Here is an 18,329-nt window from a genome sequence, read left to right on the forward strand (position 1 = left end):
CGGAGGATGCGCTCCGGTCGTGCGACCGGAGCGCAATATCACTATTTCAGCATCGTTATTTCAGCTTGGTTGGATCGAGCAGCTTCGCTGCCTTGACGATCGCGGCCGAACTGGTCCGCACATCCTGTGGTGAGGCGATCAGGCCCTTGGCGGTCAATGGACCGCCGGGGTTCCACGCCGCGACATATTCATCGAGGAATTTTTGCAGGCCCGGGATCGCCGCGAGATGCGCCTTTTTGACGTAGATATAGAGCGGTCGCGAACCGGGATATTGGTTCTGCGCGATCGTCTCATAGGTCGGCGCGATCCCGTTCAACGGCACGCCGTTGAGGTTGTCGATATTCTCCTCGAGATAGGAATAACCGAAAATCCCGACCGCATTGGGGTTCGACTGCAGCTTCTGGACGATCAGATTGTCGTTCTCGCCGGCGTCGATATAGGCGCCGTCCTCGCGGATGCGGTTACAGGCGGCGGCATAGGCATCCTTATCGCTGTCCTTCAGCGCCTTGACGCTCGGAGTCACCTCGGCACAGCCCTTGTCGAGGATTAGCTCGGTCAGCGCATCGCGCGTGCCGCTGGTCGAGGGCGGGCCATAAACCTGGATCGGAATCGCCGGCAGTGCCGGATTGACCTCCTTCCAGGTCTTGTAGGCATTCGCCTTGCCTTCGGGCTTCGCGGCAAGCGCCTTGTACAGGTCGGCCGGGGTCAGCTGCAGCTTTGGCCCGTTCTTCGCCTCGGCAAAGGCGATGCCGTCCAGACCGACCTGGATCTCGATGATGTCGCCAACGCCGTTGGTCTTGCAGCTGGCATATTCCGACGCTTTCATGCGGCGCGACGCGGCCTCGATATCGGGATGCGCGGCACCGACGCCGGCGCAGAACAGCTTCATGCCGGCGCCCGTGCCGGTCGATTCGATCACCGGCGCCTTCATGCCCGGGTTCTTGTTGACGAATTGTTCGGCGACGATCGTCGTGAACGGATAGACCGTCGACGATCCGACCGCCTTGATCTGGTCGCGCGAGCCGGCGCCGCCGCCATTGGCTTGATCCTGGCAAGCCGCGAGCGCGAGCGCGGAAACGGCGATAAGCGCGATGTTCTTGAACATGGGACCCCCAAGGCAGAGCGAGGTCGGATCGACTCGCCGGATCGCGCTAGCACCGCGATGGAGGCGCCTGTGTGACAATAGCGTTACGTTTTTGTGACAGTGGCCCCGGCGGGACTTTGATGGGCCGGCAACAAAATCGTCACCGTAGTGCCTTTGCCGACCGTACTGGCGATATCCAGCCGCCCACGGTGCCGCTCGACGATATGCTTGACGATCGCGAGCCCAAGTCCGGTACCGCCCGCCGCGCGGCTGCGGCCCGGATCGACGCGATAGAATCGCTCGGTCAGGCGCGGGATATGTTCTGGCGCGATGCCGTCGCCCTGATCCGCGACGCTGATCCGCACCATGTTGGTCTGGTCGCGCCAAAGCCGCACCGAAACGGGCGCGCCGGCCCGGCCATATTTTTTCGCATTGCCGATCAGATTGTGCAGCACCTGGCTCAACTGCGCCTGATCGCCCGCGACCGGCGGCACATCCGCTTCGATCTCGGCGACGATGTCGCCACGGCCGTCCTGACCGTCATGCAATTCGGTACGGACCTCGCCGATCAACGCGGCAAGATCGACCGCGCGATCGGGCAAGCGGTATTTCTCCGCTTCGATTCGGCTCAAGGAGATGAGATCCTCGACCAGCCGCTGCATGCGTCGCGCCTCGTCGAACATGATCTTGAGGAAACGATTGCGCACGTGTGGGTCGTCGCCCGCCTTCTCGTCGCCCAGCGTCTCGATATAACCAAGGATCGAGGCGAGCGGGGTGCGCAGTTCGTGGCTGGCATTGGCGACAAAATCGACGCGCATCTTTTCCGCGGCATAATTGCCGGTCTGGTCGATCAGATGAACGATGCGCTGGCCGCCCGACGCGCGGCCGATGCGCATTTCCCAGCGCTGGTCCATCGTGCCCAGCCCGACCAGGTCGATCGGGCGCGACGAATGGCCGGCGAGCGGGTTGGACAGCCGTTCGGCGGCGGCGGGATGGCGAATCGCCAGGCGCACATCCTCGCCGATGATATGCCCGCCGAGCAACGCGCGTGCGGCGCTGTTGGCATGGCTGACCCGGCCATCGGTGACGATCAGCACCGGTTCGATGATCGCTTCCATCACCTCGCCCAGGTCGGGCACGGCGGCGACCTTGCGTTCGGCGGCGGGCGGTGTTGGTTCGTGGACGACTTCGCCGGTGCCGGCGGCGGCGAGCACTGCTGCGACGCCGGCGATCAGCGTCACCAGCGCTGCCTGCGCGCTGTGTCCGATAAGGAAAACGGCGGCTGTCGCCACAAGGACGATACCGATCGCGGTGAACGTGCGGGGACCAAAACCACTGAACATTGGCCGCCCTGTAGCGCAAACGTGCTTAACCGGGATAGGCCCGCTTGCCAGTGTTTCACGAATATGAAAGGGCAGGGGGGATAAAGGTGGGCGATGAGCGACGATATTCCACAAGCTGAACTGCCAGGCGAGTTGCCACTGGACGGCACCACCCGCCGCCGCGCGCTGATGCTCGGCGCGGTCGGCGCGTCGGCGATCATCTCGATCCGTCCCGCGTTGGCACAGACCCAGGCGTCGATCCTGACCTGTGAGATCCCGGTGCCCGACCCCGGCCGCGCGGGCAGCTATATCGCCGCCGACGGTACGCTGGTCCCAGCGGGGACACCCGGCGCCTTCGCGCCCGCCGGCAAGGCGTTCAAGGGGCAGGAAGTGAAGATGGCGTTGTCGGGCGGGCGCTTGCCCGGCACCGATTACGAAACCAACCGCGCCTACACCAATTACATTCGACGCCTGCAGTCGGGCACCAGCGGTTTCACCTGTTTCGCATCGTTGCAGATGCCGCGGGGCTGATTTTGGACACCCTGTTTCGCGCGGCGCGCGTCGAGACGCTGTGCATCGACTGGCTCGACGATTTTACGCTGCTTTACCATCGCTCGTCCGGCATCACCCATTTGCTGACCGCGCCCGCGCCCGAGATCCTCGTGGCGCTGGGTGAAGCGGGCATGACATTGGCCGCGCTGACCGCGCGCCTCGCGGCCGATTTCGACATGCCCGATGGCGAACCGGATGCCCTGTCGGCGCGGCTCGACGAACTGATCGCGGCCGGGTTGGTCGAGGCGGCATGAGCGCGCTCGCCGATCTCAACTCATATTATACGTCTTTCCCGGCAAGGGCCGGCGAAGCGGTAACGGGCAAAGGACCGCCCGCTGTGATCAGCAGGTCATGAGGCACGTCTTCTCCGTGCGCATCGGGCCGATCGGCTTCCGTATCGGCTCCGACTGGCGCGCCCCGATCGAGCAGTTGGCCGAACTCTATTCGGACTATCCCGCGCCGCAGGATGGCGTGCCGGATTATAACGTCCGGCTGTTCGCGGCACGGCCATGGCGACGCTTCGTGCGCCCATCGGTGATGATCGGCGGCGATTTCGTGCTGCCCGAGGCAGCGCCACTGCCGCTCGCGCAAGGGTTGCTCGCCGCGGAAATGGGCATGAACCTGCAAATGGCGTTGGGCCAGCGGCGCTATCTGCTGCTCCACGCCTCGGTGGTCGAACGCGACGGGCGCGCCTTGCTGCTGACCGGCGTGTCGGGCTCGGGCAAATCGACGCTGGCGGCACTGCTCGGTGCACGTGGCTGGCGGCTGATGGGTGACGAATTCGCCCTGCTCGATCCCGCGACTGGGCTGGTGCACGCCTTTCCCCGGCTGGTCAGCCTGAAGAACCAGGCGATCGGGGTGGTTGAACAGGCAGTGCCCGACGGCCGCTTCGGGCCTCTGCTCGCGGGCACGCCCAAGGGGGATATCCGCCATCTCGTGCCCGGCGCCGATGCGATCGCCGCGATGGAGACGCCCGCCAGACCGGCGCTGCTGCTGTTCCCCAGCTTCGGATATGAAGCCGCATCACGCGCGGTGCCGCACAGCGAAGTGTTCGTCCGCCTCACCCAGGCATCGACCAACTACACCGCGATGGGCGAACGCGGCTTCACCGCGCTTACTTCGCTGGTCAAGGCGGTCCCGGCGCTCGCGATCGACTATCCCGATACCGACAGCGCGCTGGCGCAGGTCGAAGCCGCCTGGGCCGATCTTGGGTCCGATCTTGGGACCGATCTTGAGGCGACGCCATGAATGATGGCTGGCTGCTCGCCCGTGCGCTGAGCGCGCCTGAAACCGCGCTCGCGCTCGATGGCGCGGGATGGACCGATCTGCTGGCGATTGCGCGCGCGGAACAATTGATCGGCACGCTGGCGCATCGGGTCGATGGGCTACCTGTTCCAAACGCCGTGCGGCGTATCCTCGACGATGCACGCGCTTCGGCAGAGCAAGGGCGCATCGTCGCGCTGTGGGAAGCGGAGATGGCGCGACGCCTGTTGGCGCCGCTCGGTGTGGCCGTGGTGCTGCTCAAGGGCACCGCGTTCGTCGCGGCCGGGCTGGCGGCGGGGCAGGGGCGATCGATCGGTGATCTCGATATCCTCGTGCCGCGCGACCGGATCGACATGGTCGAGGCGGCGCTGCTCGCCGGTGGCTGGGAATGGGTCAAGCCCGACCCCTATGACGACGATTATTATCGGCGCTGGATGCACGAATTGCCGCCGCTGATCCACCGCGAGCGCGACCGGATGATCGACGTCCACCACACGATCCTGCCACTGACCGCACGCATCACGCCGGACGCGCGCGCGTTGCTCGTGGGGAGCATCGAACTCGCGCCGGGTATGCGCACCCTCTCGCCCAACGACATGCTGGTCCATGCTGCGGCGCACCTGTTCGCCGATGGCGATCTGGCCGGCGGCATGCGCAACCTGTGGGACGTGCATTGCCTGGTTGGCGAATTCGGTACCGACCAGCTGGTCAAGCGCGCGACGCATCACGGGCTGAAACGCGAAGTCGGTCGTGCCCTGCGCCTCGCCGTGGCGCTATATGGTGATGATGCGAAACTCACTCTGACCGACCGCCTCTATCTCCGCCGCCTGACCGCGCGCGACGGCTGGGGCTGGCCGATCCGGCCGTTCACCCGGCTCGGTTTCTATGTCCGTTCGCATTGGCTGCGCATGCCACCGATGATGCTCGCGCGGCATCTGTGGATCAAATGGCGCCACGGGCACATTCTGCCCTGAATTCGTTCCAGATCGCACAGTCAAAGTGCGACGTCGGATCGCATCGGATGAACGAATAGAAATATTTATATAAGCTGACAGGTGAGTTCAGCCCGTCGAAAGACGATCTAGTCCAAACGGTCATCCGCGAATTCGTTTCGTCATTTGCAGGAAGGTCGAACAATGCCCAACAAACGCTGGTCCGAAGAGGATATCGTCGATCTGCGCGAGCGTGTCGCGCGGGGTGACTCCGTCCCGGCGATCGCCGCCGCAATCGGTCGATCGCAGGAGGCGACGCGGGCGCGCATGCAAACGATGGGTTTGACCAACCCACGAAGCTTTAAAAGGGAGCGTTTGCGGCTCCAGGCGACCGAAGATGTGCTGGCATGACACTCGTCGGAAATTTTATCGATCGATTGGCACGGAACAATAAAACGACGTTCCGGTTACAGGACCGTTGAAACGGGAGGATTTAATATGAGTGATTATCGAAACGAAACCGACACAGTCGCCGTCAAGCGCCGCAGTGGCGGAACGACCATCGCAATCATCCTGGTTGCGATCGTCGTGATCGTGGGGCTGCTGTTCGCGACCGGATTCTGGAGTGCCAACGTGACCAAGGACGGTGCGCTGCCCAAGGTCGCGGTCGAGGGCGGTGCGCTGCCCGAGGTCGATCTGGATTCCAAGGAAGTCGTCGTCGGTACCAAGAAGACCAAGGTCGAAGTGCCGAAGGTCAAGACCGAGACCGAAACCATCGACGTGCCGACTGTCGGCGTGAAGGACAACGGCGAAAAATAACGCCATCCATCGATATCGACTCGAAAGGCCCCTCCTGGACAGTGGGGCCTTTTTTTTATGGGCGCGCTTGGTTGCATCGACACCTGCGGGATCAATCTGCTTGCGCGATCGCTCGACTTCCCCCTGCTCCTGTGCGACATTTGTCCTGGGAGAAAATCACATGCGTTATCAGTGTCTTGCTATGATGGCGCCGTTGTCGTTGATGGCGTGTTCGATGGCCGATGATTTGCCGGCGACGAACAAGGCGATCGATCGGTTTCATCAGATGGTCGATGCCGGCCGTTTCGAGCAGGTTTATGACGGGTCGTCCGCCGATCTGAAGGGGGCGAGCAGCAAGGCCGATTTCATCAAGCTGCTGGATGTGGTCCATCGCAAGCTGGGGCCGTTCAAAACGGGAAAAACGGGCGGGTGGAACAATAATTATTCCCCGGCCGGTCATTTCCTGACGATCGGCTACGGCGCCAACTACGCAAGGGGCACCGCCGACGAGCAATTCGTCTACCGGATCGATGACGGCAAAGCGAAACTGGCCGGCTATCACGTCAACTCGAATGCGCTCATCTACAATTAGGCTGGTCGGCCGACAGCCGGCTTAATGTCGGGATCAGCTCGTCATAACCGTCGATCACCGCATCGGCCTCCAGTTCCTCGATCGGCTGCATCAGGAAACCGAAACTGACCGCGATGTTCGGTATCCCCGCATTCTTCGCCGCCATGATGTCATAGATCGAATCACCGACGAACGCCGCCCGGCCACCGCCGCAGCGCCTGATCATCTCGTCGATCGGCGCGCGGTGCGGTTTCGACAGGCCCTTGCCCATAGTATCGCCGCCGATGACGGTCTCGAAGCGGTCGATCAGGCCGAGTTCGGTGAGCAGCTTGTGCGCGAAGCTTTCGAACTTGTTGGTCACGATCGCGCTCTTCACACCCAGCGTGTCGAGCTGGTTGAGCGCCTCGATCGCGCCCGGAAACGGCACGGTATGGACCGAAATATGTGCCTCGTAATAACCAAGCATCAGCTTGTAGAGCCGGCGCAACTCGTCCGGTTCGCAACCGCCGGTCGCGTCCAGCCCTTGGGTCAGCATGTGTTTCGCCCCGCCACCGATCATCGGTTTGACCTGCTCGACTGTGAGCAAGGGCCGGCCGGCCAGGCCGAGCGCATAATTGACGCACGCGGTCAGATCGCCACTCGTGTCGAGGAACGTGCCGTCCAGGTCGAAACCCACGATATCGAATGAAATCTTCGTCATGAATCGGGTGCCAGTATTTGTTTGAAAATGCGCCGCAGGCGCATTTTGCGGAGGGCGGTACCGCCTATAAAATTCGCTCTTTTGCGAATTTTCAAACACGCTCTGACAGCATCGCTATGGAAATGGCAATATTGTCGTGGCAGGGCAGGGGGCATGACCCAGCCGATCGCCGCGATCATCCTTGCCGCGGGCAAGGGCACACGCATGAAGTCCGACCTGCACAAGGTGCTCCACCCGATCGCGGGGCAGCCGATGCTGCTGCAACTGATCGACAGCTTCGAGCGCGCGGGCGCGACGCGCAGTGTCGTGGTTGCGGGCGCAGGCCGCGAACAACTCGAAGCTGCGGTTGCCGGTCACCCCGTGACGCTGGCGGTGCAGGCCGAACAGCTCGGCACCGCGCACGCCGCGTTGCAGGCAAAGGATGCGCTGGCCGGGTTCGACGGCACCGCGATCGTCTGTTTCGGCGATACGCCGTTTCTGGATACCGCGACGATCGCGCGCCTTGCCGGACGGCTCGAGGCGGTGGATGAGCCGCGCGTCGTCGTGCTCGGTTTTCGCCCCGACGACCCCAAGGCCTATGGCCGGATCATCGCCCGCGCCGACGGATCGATCGCCAAGATGGTCGAATATAAGGACGCGACCCAGGCCGAGCGCGCGGTCGACCTGTGCAACTCCGGTGTGACGGCGGTGCGCGCCGCCGATCTCTGGCCGCTGCTCGAACGTGTCGGCAACGACAATGCCGCAGGTGAGTATTATTTGCCCGACATCGTCATGCTTGCACTCGCCGATGGCGACCGCGCGATCGTCATCGAAACCGATGCTGACGAAGTGATCGGCATCAACAGCCGCGCCGAACTCGCTTATGCCGAAGCCCGCTGGCAGGCGAAGCGCCGCGACCAGGCAATGGCCGACGGCGTCAGCCTGATCGCGCCCGACACAATATGGTTCGCGCACGACACCAAACTCGGCCGCGACGTGGTGATCGAACCGAACGTGTTCTTCGGTCCGGGCGTATCGGTCGGCGACGGCGCGGTGATCCACGGCTTCAGCCATATCGAGGGCGCGACGATCGGCGCAAAGGCCATGGTCGGCCCGTTCGCCCGCCTGCGCCCCGGCGCGGTGATGGGCGAGAAATCCAAGGTCGGCAATTTTGTCGAGATGAAGAAGGCCACTCTCGGCCCCGGCGCTAAAGCCAATCACCTGACCTATCTCGGCGATGCGGAGGTCGGCGCCGGCGCGAACATTGGTGCGGGCACGATCACCTGCAACTATGACGGCTATTTCAAGGCGAAGACGGTGATCGGCGCGGGCGCATTCATCGGATCGAACAGCGCACTGGTCGCGCCGGTCTCGATCGGCGCGGGCGCGATCGTCGCAGCGGGATCGGTCGTGACCAGCGATGTCGAGGCGGATGCACTGGTACTGACCCGGGCGAAGCAGGAAGCCAAACCCGGCTGGGCAAAACGCTTCCGCGAAGCAATGACAGCTAAGAAGGCGGCGAAGAAGATGTAAACCTACTCCCCTCCCTTTATGGGAGGGGCTGGGGGTGGGTGGCGAGCGCAGCGAGCCCCTCCGCCCTCACCGATAAAGCGACGATAGGGGCATCGAGCCCCCATTGCCGCCGACCCACCCCCCAGCCCCTCCCATAAAGGGAGGGGGGAGATTCGAAGAATATGTGCGGAATTGTCGGAATTCTCGGCCAGGGTCCCGTAGCGGACCGCCTTCTCGACGGCCTGAAACGGCTCGAATATCGCGGCTATGACTCGGCCGGTATCTGCACCGTGCACGACGGCGAATTCGACCGCCGCCGCGCGCCGGGCAAGCTGGTCAACCTCGCCGCCGAACTCACCGCGCATCCGCTGCCTGGCGATAGCGGCATCGCGCACACGCGCTGGGCGACGCATGGCGCGCCGACCGTCGACAACGCCCATCCGCACATCGTCGGCGACGTCGTGCTGGTCCACAACGGCATCATCGAGAATTTCAAACCGCTGCGCGACGAACTGATCGCCGAAGGCCGCCAGTTCCAGAGCCAGACCGACACCGAAGTCGTCGCTCACCTGATCGATCGCGAACTCGCCCGCGGCTTCAAACCGCGTGAGGCGGTCGCCAATGTCCTGCCCAAACTCCACGGCGCCTTCGCGCTCGGCGTGATGTTCAAATCCGAACCCGACCTCTTGATCGGCGCCCGGCTCGGCGCGCCACTCACCGTCGGCTATGGCGACGGCGAGAATTATCTCGGCTCCGACGCGCTCGCCCTGGCGCCGCTGACGCAACGCATCGCCTATCTCGAGGAAGGCGACTGGGCGGTCATCACCCGCGCCGGCGTACAGGTCTATGACCGCGACAACCAACCCGTCACCCGCCCGATCGTCAACAGCGGCGCCTCGGGCCAGCTGATGGACAAGGGCAATCACCGCCACTTCATGCAGAAGGAGATCTACGAACAGCCGGTGGTCGTCGCACAGACCTTGCGCTCGTACCTCCGCCCGCTCGAGGAACAGGTCGCGCCGCCCGATATGGAATTCGACCTGGGCTCGGTCGAACGCGTCGCGATCGTCGCGTGCGGCACCGCATCCTATGTCGGCATGATCGGCAAATACTGGATCGAACAACTCGCCCGCGTCCAGGTCGAAGTCGATGTGGCGAGCGAGTTCCGCTACCGCGACCCCGTCCTTACCCCCAACATGCTCGGCATCGTCATCTCGCAAAGCGGCGAGACCGCCGACACGCTCGCCGCGCTGCGCCACATGAAGGCGGCCGGCCTGACCACGGCGGGCATCATCAACGTGCCGACCAGCTCGATGGCGCGCGAAGTCGATCTGTTGCTGCCCACGCATGCCGGCCCGGAGATCGGCGTCGCCTCGACCAAGGCCTTCACCTGTCAGCTCGCGGTAATGGCCGCGCTCGCGGTCAATCTCGCGCGCGCCAAGGGCAAGCTCACGCCCGAACAGGAACGCGACATCGTCCATCACCTGCAGGAAGTGCCCGAGGCGATGAGCAACGCTCTCTCCCACGACGCGGAGATCGAGGCGATGGCGCCGAAGATCGCTGCGGCGCGCGATGTGCTGTATCTCGGCCGCGGCCCGGATTATCCGCTCGCCCTGGAAGGGGCGCTGAAACTCAAGGAAATCAGCTATATCCACGCCGAGGGTTACGCCTCGGGCGAAATGAAGCACGGCCCGATCGCGCTGATCGACGACAGCGTACCGCTGATCGTGCTCGCACCGTCAGGCCCGCTGTTCGACAAGACCGTCAGCAACATGCAGGAAGCCCAGGCGCGTGGCGCGCAGGTCGTGCTGATCTCCGACGCCGACGGCATCGCCCAGGCCGGCGAGAACACCATCGCGACGATCGAGATGCCCAAGGTCCACCCGCTGATCGCGCCGCTGGTGTACGCGGTGCCGGTGCAGTTGCTCGCGTACCATGTCGCGGTGTTCAAGGGGACCGATGTGGATCAGCCGCGCAACTTGGCGAAGTCCGTTACGGTGGAGTGAGGGGCGTTGGTGAAGATATGTGGGCCGGAGAGTCGGCCTGGGCGCAAGTCGGAATTACGGTGACAGTCCACTAATTGTTGGCCGCTTGATAGCTGTTGATGTCAATGGTGAGAGAAAAGGCGAGAAAAGTGGACTGTCACCGTAATTCTGGAAATTGGAAAGACGGTCCCGGATCAGAATACAGTAAGATTGTTAAAGCTTGCGAGAGAGGCGGGCTCAGATAATAGCGAGACAATTTGAAAGAAGCATCATGATTGTATATGTCCTTCAGCATTCTCATCGTATAAATGATGATGAAGATGATGTTAAATTCATTGGAGTTTATGCTAGTCACGATGATGCAAAATCTGCCGCGGAAAGAACAAAGCTTCTTCCAGGATTTATGGATGCTGCGGATGGGTTTAATATTGATAAGTATCTTGTGGGCGAGGATAATTGGATAGAAGGGTATATAACGACTTGAAATATTTTATTGGAATTACGGCGACAGTCCACTAATTGCCGTCGCCCGCAAGTATCTTATGATGCGTTGCGGCATAGAAAAGTGGACTGTCACCGTAATTCTGCTCTTGAGCGCCGAAAGGCGACTCCGCACCTAGCAGGAGGATGGCTACATCAATTACGCGATGTCACCGAACCAGTCGCACCCACGAGCGGTGATGCTAATTGATGGTCCGGCTGACCTTGATTACGAATATGATCATCGCAACAACGACGGGTGATGCCAAACAACCGATGCCGACGAAGATTGCGATGTCGATCGCCATGGCGCGAGCGCTCATTGGCACGACCTCATCCTCTTTGCCTTCAGTGTTTTCATTTACATAAGAGATAAAGAGGAACGCGGCTGCGGCGAACGTGCCTAAGCTCGCAGTGAAAACTAGCACTGGTGTATGGTTTCGACCGAGAACAGTGGCGACCAACGCCGTGACTGCCAACATTTCAAGGAAACGAAATATTCGATCGATATGACGGGGCCAAGTACGCAATGTTGTCTCCAATCCAGCCAATAGGTCTGTAGTGACCCGTATCGGCCTGCCTGATCAACGGGCTATGTGAATCCAGCTACCAGCGTCGCTGTGGCTTTAAGCCTCAAGCTGGTCGGCGACGAATGCCTCAATTTTTTCGATCATATCTGCGACATCGCCTCGTGAAAATTGGTCGTAATGCCCGTGCGCGGCGTTGTTACGAATGTCAGCCCATGCAGTGACCTGCTTTGCCTTGAGCTTGTTGTACTGAGCGACTTTGGCAAGATCGGCGTTCATTTTATTCAGGTTGCCACGATCTATTTGGTGGTTGTCACAAAGCTGTCGAAGTGTGTTTTCAAGAACCACGCCAGCGATCACAGCAGCGGCGGGGAAGTACCCACCGTTCAGCAATTCGCGTGCTTGCTCAAGCTCGTTGTCGAACACTTCGGACTGAATTAGAGTGCGTACTGAGTTGAGATAACCGCCCTCGAAATCTTCGCGTGCGGCTTCAAAGACGGCTTTGACCTGACGCATGTTCTGGTAGTTTGATGTAAAACTGGGAATTTTTTCCCGTTTGATAAATTCCGAATAATGCTCAGACTCTACACCACACGCTATGGATAGGAGATGACGCGCTTTAAGTTTTCAGTTCGTGTAGCTGGTATCATCAATATATTCGCCAGACGTGTAATCGCTCCGTTCAACGATTTTAGTAGATTCTACGACAGAAAGTTGCTCGGCAAGCTCTGCAAATCGCTGAGATAGTTTCGATACTTTCGGCACTTCCTATGTCTCCCACAGCGATTTCCATATCGCGTGGATGGCAAATCCAATGCCCCACGAGATAGCCAACAATAGTATAAGGCAACCCGTCGTGATAACCGGGTCCATCCAGTCCATAAACCGCTCCCATCGGGTCGCGGGTTTGATAAACCGCATGAAGTCGTTGAACCGGCCTGTTTCTTCAATCTCGATCCGGTCGAATTGGTTGTGCTCAATCGACACAATCATTCCATCGGGATAAAAGATTACGCGGCCATTCTCCCGCCGCGCGTGATCGAGCCAGACCGTGCCATCTACGGCTTCCTTGTAACGAAAGTCAGCGATCAGCAGGCGGATGAGCCGGTCTGTAGGATCGTCCATCTCACCTCCCCCGCGTTAGTCTGTGCCCGATCCTAGCGCGTCGAGCGCTACCGCACCACTTCCGCTTCACCAGCGCAGGCGTCTGCCGGTTCCGGGCTCGACCGTTACATCCGCCAGTTTGGCGTTACGGTGCCACGTGCAATAACCCCCAAATTATCAACGGTAGCCATTGGTGGCAGCGTACCGGTTCCGCCCCATCGGCCTAAAGCACACTTCAGAATTGAGCACGTCCCGCTACGGCCCCCCACGCCCAAACACCGCTCAATACAATCCGCAGTTGCATCACCGCACCCGCCCCGCCAATCTCGCAACCATTCCTACCCCGGGGGGAGCGATCACCATGTACCGAACGATATTAGCGTCACTGCTTGCCGCCACCGCATCGATCGCCGCCGTATCAATCGCCGGTGCATCGACCCCGAAAGAGCAGCTGATGAAGCCGCCCGCGGACGCGCGGCATTACACGATCAGCTCGACCGCCGGAAAACATGGCGATATCTGGTCGTGGACGATGCCCGACGGCCGGGTCGCCTATCGCATGTCGATGTCGCTGCGCGGTTGGGTCACCGAAACCGATGAACTGGTGACGGTTGGCCCCGACCAGCGCCCGTCCGCGATCGCCATCCGCGGCTATACAGATTCAGGCGAGGCGACTGAGGACTTCACCGTCGACAGCGGCGGCCTCGCGCATTGGAAGACGGTGGTCGATTCCGGCTCGGCCCCGTTCGGGACCAAGCGCTACAACACCTATGGCGGTCCCTGGCTTGCCGGCGAAATGGATGTCGCTGCGCTCGTCGCCGCGGGCGCCAAGGGCATCGACCTGTTGCCCACCGGCCATGCCAGCATCGCCATCGGTCAGCCGGTGGAGATTTCCGGCCCGCAAGGCAAGAAGGCCGTCAAGCTTGCCTTCATCACGGGTTATGGCTTCGCCCCGTCGCCGGTCTGGCTCGATGGCGACAATCGTTTCTTCGGCAATGCCGGCGGAATCTCGCTGCTCCCGGCGGGCTATGAGGCTGAGGGGCCCCGGCTGAAGGACATTCAGGACAAGGCGACTGCGGACATGGTCCGCGATGTCGCGCACCGCTTCCTGACGCCCGCCAACCGCACGGCGACTTTGGTCGACAATGTACTGATGTTCGATTCGGTCGCCGGCCGTTATCTCCCCAACCGCGCGGTGTTGATCGCGGGCGGCAAGGTCGCCGCGGTCGGCGCCGCCGGATCGATCAAGACGCCGCTGAACGCTACCGTCATCGACGGGCGCGGCAAGACGCTGCTGCCTGGCCTGTGGGATGCGCATCAGCATGTCGGCGACGACTGGAACCTGCTGCAAAATCTCGCCACCGGCATGACCAATTATCGCAGCCCCGGCACGATGATCGACGAAGCGCTGAGCATTTACAAGCGTCGCGCCGCCGGCGACCTGCTTGCGCCCGACGGCAAGATTTCCGTGATCATCGACCGCAAGGACCCGCTCGCCGCACAGGGCGCGCTGACCGTTTCATCGGCGGCGGAAACGATTGCCGCGGTGCGCAAGATCAAGGCGGCGGGCCTGTGGGGCGTCAAATTCTACACCTCGATGACTCCCGCCTGGATCGCGCCGGGCGCGGCCGAGGCGCACAAGCTCGGCCTGCACGTCCACGGCCATATCCCCGCCGGCATGCGCCCGATCGACGCGGTCCGCGCCGGCTATGATGAAGTCACGCACATCAATTTCATCACGATGCAGGCAATGCCTCAGGATGTGGTCGACAAGGCCAACACCGCCGCGCGGCTCGAAGGGCCGGCGAAATACGGCAAGGATGTCGATCTCGACTCCCCCGCGATGAAGACCTTCTACGCGGAGCTCGCAAAGCGGAAGACCATCATCGACCCGACCCTGACCGTGTGGGAGCCGCTGATGACGTCGGACGGCACCGCGCTGTCGCCCGAATATGCGCCCTTCGCCGATGTCGCACCGCCCTCGGTCGTGCGCGGGTGGCGGATCGGCGGCTATCCCCTGTTCGGCGGCCTGACCCGCGACGATTTCCGCAAAAGCTTCGCCAAGATGGTCGGCCTGGTCGGCCGCCTGCACAAGGCGGGCGTGCGCATCGTCGCCGGCACCGACGGCTATGGGCTTGAACTGGTCCGCGAACTTGAACTCTATCAGGAAGCGGGCCTGACCAATGCGGAGGCGCTGCAGACCGCAACCATCGTGCCCGCGCGCATGACCGGCATGGACGACCGCACTGGATCGATCGCCGAGGGCAAGGAGGCGGACATCATCCTGGTCGATGGTGATGTTTCCAAAGACCTCACCAATCTGCGCCATGTCGAGACGGTGTTTCTCGATGGGTACCGGCTTGATGGGAATGCGCTGCGGCAGGCGAGCGGGCTTAGCGGGATGCCGAAATAAGGGGCTTCGCGGAATTACGGTGCCACGGAATTACGGTGCCACGTGCAATAACCCCCAAGCTATCAGCGGGTAACATCGGCAGGCTGGACGAAAAGGGTCGTGCGCAATTAGCGCCACGCCAAAGTAACTTATATCTCAAGCAACTGCTGTGTAGCGCTGGTCGGGCAACGTAATACCGGGCAGGCTTTTGAAACCCGGACGGGCAAGCAGATACCCCTGGATGTAGCGAACGCCGATCGCACGCAGCGCATCGAACTCCGCGCAAGTCTCGATGCCTTCGGCAATGACCGTGATACCCAGCGATTCCGCGATGCGAATGACCCCCGCAACGATCATCCGGCGCGGCAGGCTCGCGTCGATCCCGCGGACCAGTTCCATATCCAGCTTGATGAAGTCGGTTTGAAACTTGGCCAGAAGCCCTAGCCCGGCGTGCCCTGCGCCAAAGTCATCGATCGCCGTTGCGAAGCCCATCTGTCGATAGGTGTTGATGATATTCTCGACATGATTGGTGTCGGCCATCTCCTCATTCTCGGTGAATTCGAAGATCAGCCGATCAGAAGGAAAGCCAGTCGCACGCGCCGTCTTCAGCGTCAGTTGAATGCAGGCAACCGGCGAATAGACTGCATTGGGGAGGAAATTTATCGAGAGCCGGGCGTCGGTTTCCAGAATGCCCGCCGCAACGGCTCCCTCGATTGCGGCCACTCGGCATTGCTGATCGAACGCATAGCGGTTCTCCGGCGTGACGCGGGCAAGGACTTCGCCTGCGCCCTCGCCGTTACTGCCGCGCACCAGCGCCTCGAACGCGAAGGTGCGTCCTGTCTCGACATCGACGATGGGCTGGAAAGCCATCGCAATATCAAATGCATGACCCTCGGACCGGCAGCCCTGACATCCCAACTGCATGGTATTTTCCTTGAAGCCTCTCAGGCCTAAACGATGGATGCTAACGGCCCGTAAAATATCGGGCACGTAGTCGCCGCATCGGCGATCATGTCGGACGGCGCGTGTGGAAAAACGCTTTTCCCTCGCAATGCATCCCAACCACCCCACCATTCGCATTTCAGCAAGAATTACCCGGCTAAGGTGGCCCCGGCACGCCGGAGGACCATCCTTGATCGAGATCGAAGTCCAGAACGAGACGAACCAGACCCAGAGCGGGCTGCGCTTCGCTGCGGTCCCGCGGATCGGCGAGGGCCTGCGGCTGCGTCAGCCGGACGGCTTCTGGGCCTCGTACGACATCATCGACGTGTGGTATCAAAAGGCCGAATTCGGCGACATCTGGGTGCCTTATATCCATGTCCGCATGACCGATGCGGACCAGGCCGTGGTCGCCGAGGCCAGTCAGGTCCTCAGCCAGAGGGAGCCGCAGTCATTAAGAGCCTGATCAAGCGACTGCGCAGCTTCCCTGCGGAACCCACGCAGCCGGTCGCGGCGATGCCCGTGGGCCCCATGCCCGTGCCTGCCCCTGCCGCCCCCGTGCCTGTCGCTGCCGCCCCGATGCCTGTCGCCGCCGCGCCGGCGCGCCTGCGGCGCTGCCTGCTGGTCGATGACTCGCGGGTGATCCGTAAGGTGGCTCATCGCATCATCTCCAACCTCGGTTATCAGGTGATCGAAGCCGAGAATGGCGAAGAGGCGCTCGCCCGCTGCAAGGCGGCGATGCCCGACTTGATCCTGCTCGACTGGGAAATGCCGGTGATGACCGGGGTCGAATTTGTCGCCGCGCTGCGCCGGCTCGACGGCGGGACGGCCCCGAAAGTGGTGTTCTGCACCTCCAAGGCGGAGAGCATCGACATCTACCAGGGCATCGGCGCCGGCGCCGACGAATATGTCACCAAGCCGTTCGATCAGCACACGCTGCTGGCCAAGCTGCAACGGATCGGCGCGGCGTAAGGTCTGACCTGAAAAAAAGGCGGCTTCGGGCGGATGGTGGTGTCGAAGCAGTCGAATGGCGGTGACAGCGCAGCTATTCGCGGCTCACCAATAACGACAACACCGCAATCGCCGTAATCGCTCTGCCCCCCGAGGAGCGGGATAGTGTGGTGCGCTTCAAGGATCGCCGTCGTAGGTAATCGAGAATGCCCAAATCCCGCATCACCCGATTCCCGTTCTCCTTTCCGCCCCAATCGCTTGCGTGGCAGGATGGCACGCTGGTGGATTGGGTCGGCGGAGGACGGCGATGGCTGGCCGATCACACCGAGGTCCCGAGCCACACACTCTATGGCTACGACTTCGATCGCGCGCTCGTTTCGCCATCCGGGCGGTTTTCCGTCCTGTTTTGCGAACGGCAGACAAAGGGCATCATTCTCGACCAGGGCCGGATCATCCGGGAAATCGACCGCAGCTATTATCAGGCACGCGCCTATGCCTATCCGATTGCGCTCGGTCACTTGCCCGATGGGCGTGAGGTACTCGCGCATTGCCCCGACGCCTATAATGTCATCGAGATAGAGACACTGGTAGACGGGGAGCGGCTTACCGGCAGAGAAGGTGAAGCGCAGGATGTCTTTCATTCCCGCCTGAGTTTCAGCTCCGACGGGCGCTTTCTGATATCTGCCGGTTGGGTATGGCATCCATTTAATCTCTTTTGCGCCTTCGACGTCGAGCGGGCTTTGCGCGATCCGGCATTGCTGGATCGTGAGGAAGCGCATTACGGCGCACTGAAAGAGTCGGCATCTCAATCCGAGGTCCATGCGGCATGTTGGCTGGATGCCGACCGGGTGATCGTCACGGCGGATGAAGATGGCCACGATTCATCCGAACAGCCGCCGCAATCCGGCATCTGGTCCGCGCGCGACGGGAACTGGATCAGCCGCAGCAGTGACTGGAACCCTCAGGCAAGTTTGTTTCCCTCTGCCGATGGTGTGGCTTATGTCGAAAACGGGCATCCGCATTGGTGGGCACCGGGATTGGGTGCGCCCTTGGCATGGCCGGATGTCGCGGTCGCCGCCGCGCCCGACGCGCATTCACGTTCCGGCATTACGCATGATTGCCCGTTGTTCGCGGTCCACCCGACCGACCGGCGCTTCGCCGCCGTGACCGCGAACGAGATCGTCGTCGTCGAGTTCTGATATCGGCCGAACGACGGCGGTAGCGTACAGAACCTCCTG

The 18,329-nt window shown here is 61.8% G+C and carries 21 protein-coding genes; 14 read left to right on the plus strand and 7 right to left on the minus strand.

Annotation, left to right across the window (positions count from 1 at the left end; genetic code table 11):
• Positions 1-55: 55 nt before the first annotated feature.
• Together ACVWZA_RS16835 and ACVWZA_RS16840 are read right to left on the minus strand one after the other, a co-directional pair.
• Positions 56-1,105, minus strand: a complete 1,050-nt coding sequence (locus ACVWZA_RS16835) for a substrate-binding domain-containing protein (protein WP_457312420.1) — start codon at positions 1,103-1,105, stop codon at positions 56-58.
• A gap of 83 nt (positions 1,106-1,188) precedes the next feature.
• On the minus strand, positions 1,189-2,427 hold the full coding sequence (locus ACVWZA_RS16840) for an ATP-binding protein (RefSeq protein ID WP_457312421.1): 1,239 nt from the start codon (positions 2,425-2,427) through the stop codon (positions 1,189-1,191).
• Between the two features lie 93 nt (positions 2,428-2,520).
• Between ACVWZA_RS16840 and ACVWZA_RS16845 the strand changes: the two genes are divergently transcribed.
• The 7 genes from ACVWZA_RS16845 to ACVWZA_RS16875 all read left to right on the plus strand — a co-directional run bounded on the left by ACVWZA_RS16845 (position 2,521) and on the right by ACVWZA_RS16875 (position 6,543).
• A complete protein-coding gene (locus ACVWZA_RS16845; protein WP_457312422.1) occupies positions 2,521-2,937 on the plus strand; it encodes a hypothetical protein in 417 nt (138 codons plus the stop codon).
• A gap of 2 nt (positions 2,938-2,939) precedes the next feature.
• Complete coding sequence (locus tag ACVWZA_RS16850) at positions 2,940-3,212, plus strand: HPr-rel-A system PqqD family peptide chaperone (protein WP_457312423.1); 273 nt, start codon at positions 2,940-2,942, stop codon at positions 3,210-3,212.
• 97 nt (positions 3,213-3,309) lie between these two features.
• Positions 3,310-4,206: an HprK-related kinase A gene (locus tag ACVWZA_RS16855; protein WP_457312424.1), complete on the plus strand. Its 897-nt coding sequence runs from the start codon at positions 3,310-3,312 to the stop codon at positions 4,204-4,206.
• Positions 4,203-5,195 carry a nucleotidyltransferase domain-containing protein gene (locus ACVWZA_RS16860; RefSeq protein WP_457312425.1) on the plus strand — a complete coding sequence of 331 codons (993 nt, stop codon included), beginning with the start codon at positions 4,203-4,205 and terminating at the stop codon, positions 5,193-5,195. Before ACVWZA_RS16855 ends, ACVWZA_RS16860 begins: the two co-directional genes overlap by 4 nt.
• A 162-nt stretch (positions 5,196-5,357) precedes the next feature.
• Positions 5,358-5,564: a hypothetical protein gene (locus ACVWZA_RS16865; protein WP_457312426.1), complete on the plus strand. Its 207-nt coding sequence runs from the start codon at positions 5,358-5,360 to the stop codon at positions 5,562-5,564.
• A gap of 87 nt (positions 5,565-5,651) precedes the next feature.
• Complete coding sequence (locus tag ACVWZA_RS16870; RefSeq protein WP_457312427.1) at positions 5,652-5,972, plus strand: hypothetical protein; 321 nt, start codon at positions 5,652-5,654, stop codon at positions 5,970-5,972.
• 214 nt (positions 5,973-6,186) lie between these two features.
• Complete coding sequence (locus tag ACVWZA_RS16875) at positions 6,187-6,543, plus strand: DUF4019 domain-containing protein (RefSeq protein WP_457312428.1); 357 nt, start codon at positions 6,187-6,189, stop codon at positions 6,541-6,543.
• On the opposite strand, the gene ACVWZA_RS16880 is transcribed toward ACVWZA_RS16875, so the two are convergent.
• Positions 6,530-7,222: an HAD-IA family hydrolase gene (locus ACVWZA_RS16880; protein ID WP_457312429.1), complete on the minus strand. Its 693-nt coding sequence runs from the start codon at positions 7,220-7,222 to the stop codon at positions 6,530-6,532. The genes ACVWZA_RS16875 and ACVWZA_RS16880 overlap by 14 nt on opposite strands.
• A gap of 153 nt (positions 7,223-7,375) precedes the next feature.
• Here ACVWZA_RS16880 and glmU point away from each other — a divergent pair, with 153 nt between their 5' ends.
• The 3 genes from glmU (at position 7,376) to ACVWZA_RS16895 (ending at position 11,182) form a co-directional block, all read left to right on the plus strand.
• Positions 7,376-8,734 carry a bifunctional UDP-N-acetylglucosamine diphosphorylase/glucosamine-1-phosphate N-acetyltransferase GlmU gene (glmU, locus tag ACVWZA_RS16885; RefSeq protein WP_457312430.1) on the plus strand — a complete coding sequence of 453 codons (1,359 nt, stop codon included), beginning with the start codon at positions 7,376-7,378 and terminating at the stop codon, positions 8,732-8,734.
• A gap of 161 nt (positions 8,735-8,895) precedes the next feature.
• On the plus strand, positions 8,896-10,719 hold the full coding sequence (gene glmS, locus ACVWZA_RS16890; protein WP_457312431.1) for a glutamine--fructose-6-phosphate transaminase (isomerizing): 1,824 nt from the start codon (positions 8,896-8,898) through the stop codon (positions 10,717-10,719).
• A 250-nt stretch (positions 10,720-10,969) separates the two neighbouring features.
• Positions 10,970-11,182, plus strand: coding sequence for a DUF7336 domain-containing protein (locus ACVWZA_RS16895; protein WP_457312432.1), 213 nt, complete (start codon positions 10,970-10,972; stop codon positions 11,180-11,182).
• Positions 11,183-11,381: 199 nt separating this feature from the next.
• Here ACVWZA_RS16895 and ACVWZA_RS16900 read toward each other — a convergent pair whose 3' ends face one another.
• The 3 genes from ACVWZA_RS16900 to ACVWZA_RS16910 form a co-directional block, all read right to left on the minus strand.
• Positions 11,382-11,708 carry a hypothetical protein gene (locus ACVWZA_RS16900; protein ID WP_457312433.1) on the minus strand — a complete coding sequence of 109 codons (327 nt, stop codon included), beginning with the start codon at positions 11,706-11,708 and terminating at the stop codon, positions 11,382-11,384.
• Between the two features lie 96 nt (positions 11,709-11,804).
• Positions 11,805-12,221 (minus strand): hypothetical protein, encoded by a 417-nt coding sequence (locus ACVWZA_RS16905; RefSeq protein ID WP_457312434.1) that lies wholly within the window; start codon positions 12,219-12,221, stop codon positions 11,805-11,807.
• A gap of 252 nt (positions 12,222-12,473) precedes the next feature.
• Entirely contained in the window at positions 12,474-12,830 is a 357-nt protein-coding gene (locus tag ACVWZA_RS16910) for a hypothetical protein (protein ID WP_457312435.1), read from the minus strand.
• 433 nt (positions 12,831-13,263) lie between these two features.
• On the opposite strand from ACVWZA_RS16910, the gene ACVWZA_RS16915 reads away from it, so the two are divergent.
• A complete protein-coding gene (locus tag ACVWZA_RS16915; RefSeq protein WP_457312436.1) occupies positions 13,264-15,222 on the plus strand; it encodes an amidohydrolase family protein in 1,959 nt (652 codons plus the stop codon).
• A gap of 135 nt (positions 15,223-15,357) precedes the next feature.
• Here ACVWZA_RS16915 and ACVWZA_RS16920 read toward each other — a convergent pair whose 3' ends face one another.
• Entirely contained in the window at positions 15,358-16,125 is a 768-nt protein-coding gene (locus ACVWZA_RS16920) for an EAL domain-containing protein (protein ID WP_457312449.1), read from the minus strand.
• Positions 16,126-16,333: 208 nt separating this feature from the next.
• Here ACVWZA_RS16920 and ACVWZA_RS16925 point away from each other — a divergent pair, with 208 nt between their 5' ends.
• From ACVWZA_RS16925 to ACVWZA_RS16935, 3 genes are all read left to right on the plus strand, one after another.
• Complete coding sequence (locus tag ACVWZA_RS16925; RefSeq protein WP_457312437.1) at positions 16,334-16,606, plus strand: hypothetical protein; 273 nt, start codon at positions 16,334-16,336, stop codon at positions 16,604-16,606.
• Positions 16,607-16,719: 113 nt separating this feature from the next.
• Positions 16,720-17,112: a response regulator gene (locus ACVWZA_RS16930; protein ID WP_457312438.1), complete on the plus strand. Its 393-nt coding sequence runs from the start codon at positions 16,720-16,722 to the stop codon at positions 17,110-17,112.
• Positions 17,113-17,297: 185 nt separating this feature from the next.
• A complete protein-coding gene (locus ACVWZA_RS16935) occupies positions 17,298-18,290 on the plus strand; it encodes a hypothetical protein (RefSeq protein ID WP_457312439.1) in 993 nt (330 codons plus the stop codon).
• Positions 18,291-18,329 lie beyond the last annotated feature (39 nt).

This window comes from Sphingomonas sp. UYAg733 (genome assembly GCF_054057355.1).

What these genes read in the sequence shown, in the direction of transcription:
- glmS (WP_457312431.1), top strand. Translation starts at nt 8,896, where the DNA reads ATGTGCGGAATTGTCGGAATTCTCGGCCAGGGTCCCGTAGCGGACCGC.
- ACVWZA_RS16935 (WP_457312439.1), top strand. Translation starts at nt 17,298, where the DNA reads ATGCCCAAATCCCGCATCACCCGATTCCCGTTCTCCTTTCCGCCCCAA.
- ACVWZA_RS16845 (WP_457312422.1), top strand. Translation starts at nt 2,521, where the DNA reads ATGAGCGACGATATTCCACAAGCTGAACTGCCAGGCGAGTTGCCACTG.
- ACVWZA_RS16895 (WP_457312432.1), top strand. Translation starts at nt 10,970, where the DNA reads ATGATTGTATATGTCCTTCAGCATTCTCATCGTATAAATGATGATGAA.
- ACVWZA_RS16930 (WP_457312438.1), top strand. Translation starts at nt 16,720, where the DNA reads ATGCCTGTCGCCGCCGCGCCGGCGCGCCTGCGGCGCTGCCTGCTGGTC.
- ACVWZA_RS16865 (WP_457312426.1), top strand. Translation starts at nt 5,358, where the DNA reads ATGCCCAACAAACGCTGGTCCGAAGAGGATATCGTCGATCTGCGCGAG.
- ACVWZA_RS16840 (WP_457312421.1), bottom strand. Translation starts at nt 2,427, where the DNA reads ATGTTCAGTGGTTTTGGTCCCCGCACGTTCACCGCGATCGGTATCGTC.
- ACVWZA_RS16860 (WP_457312425.1), top strand. Translation starts at nt 4,203, where the DNA reads ATGAATGATGGCTGGCTGCTCGCCCGTGCGCTGAGCGCGCCTGAAACC.
- ACVWZA_RS16835 (WP_457312420.1), bottom strand. Translation starts at nt 1,105, where the DNA reads ATGTTCAAGAACATCGCGCTTATCGCCGTTTCCGCGCTCGCGCTCGCG.
- ACVWZA_RS16870 (WP_457312427.1), top strand. Translation starts at nt 5,652, where the DNA reads ATGAGTGATTATCGAAACGAAACCGACACAGTCGCCGTCAAGCGCCGC.
- ACVWZA_RS16915 (WP_457312436.1), top strand. Translation starts at nt 13,264, where the DNA reads ATGAAGCCGCCCGCGGACGCGCGGCATTACACGATCAGCTCGACCGCC.
- ACVWZA_RS16920 (WP_457312449.1), bottom strand. Translation starts at nt 16,125, where the DNA reads ATGCAGTTGGGATGTCAGGGCTGCCGGTCCGAGGGTCATGCATTTGAT.
- ACVWZA_RS16905 (WP_457312434.1), bottom strand. Translation starts at nt 12,221, where the DNA reads ATGCGTCAGGTCAAAGCCGTCTTTGAAGCCGCACGCGAAGATTTCGAG.
- ACVWZA_RS16910 (WP_457312435.1), bottom strand. Translation starts at nt 12,830, where the DNA reads ATGGACGATCCTACAGACCGGCTCATCCGCCTGCTGATCGCTGACTTT.
- ACVWZA_RS16855 (WP_457312424.1), top strand. Translation starts at nt 3,310, where the DNA reads ATGAGGCACGTCTTCTCCGTGCGCATCGGGCCGATCGGCTTCCGTATC.
- ACVWZA_RS16880 (WP_457312429.1), bottom strand. Translation starts at nt 7,222, where the DNA reads ATGACGAAGATTTCATTCGATATCGTGGGTTTCGACCTGGACGGCACG.
- ACVWZA_RS16875 (WP_457312428.1), top strand. Translation starts at nt 6,187, where the DNA reads ATGGCCGATGATTTGCCGGCGACGAACAAGGCGATCGATCGGTTTCAT.
- glmU (WP_457312430.1), top strand. Translation starts at nt 7,376, where the DNA reads ATGACCCAGCCGATCGCCGCGATCATCCTTGCCGCGGGCAAGGGCACA.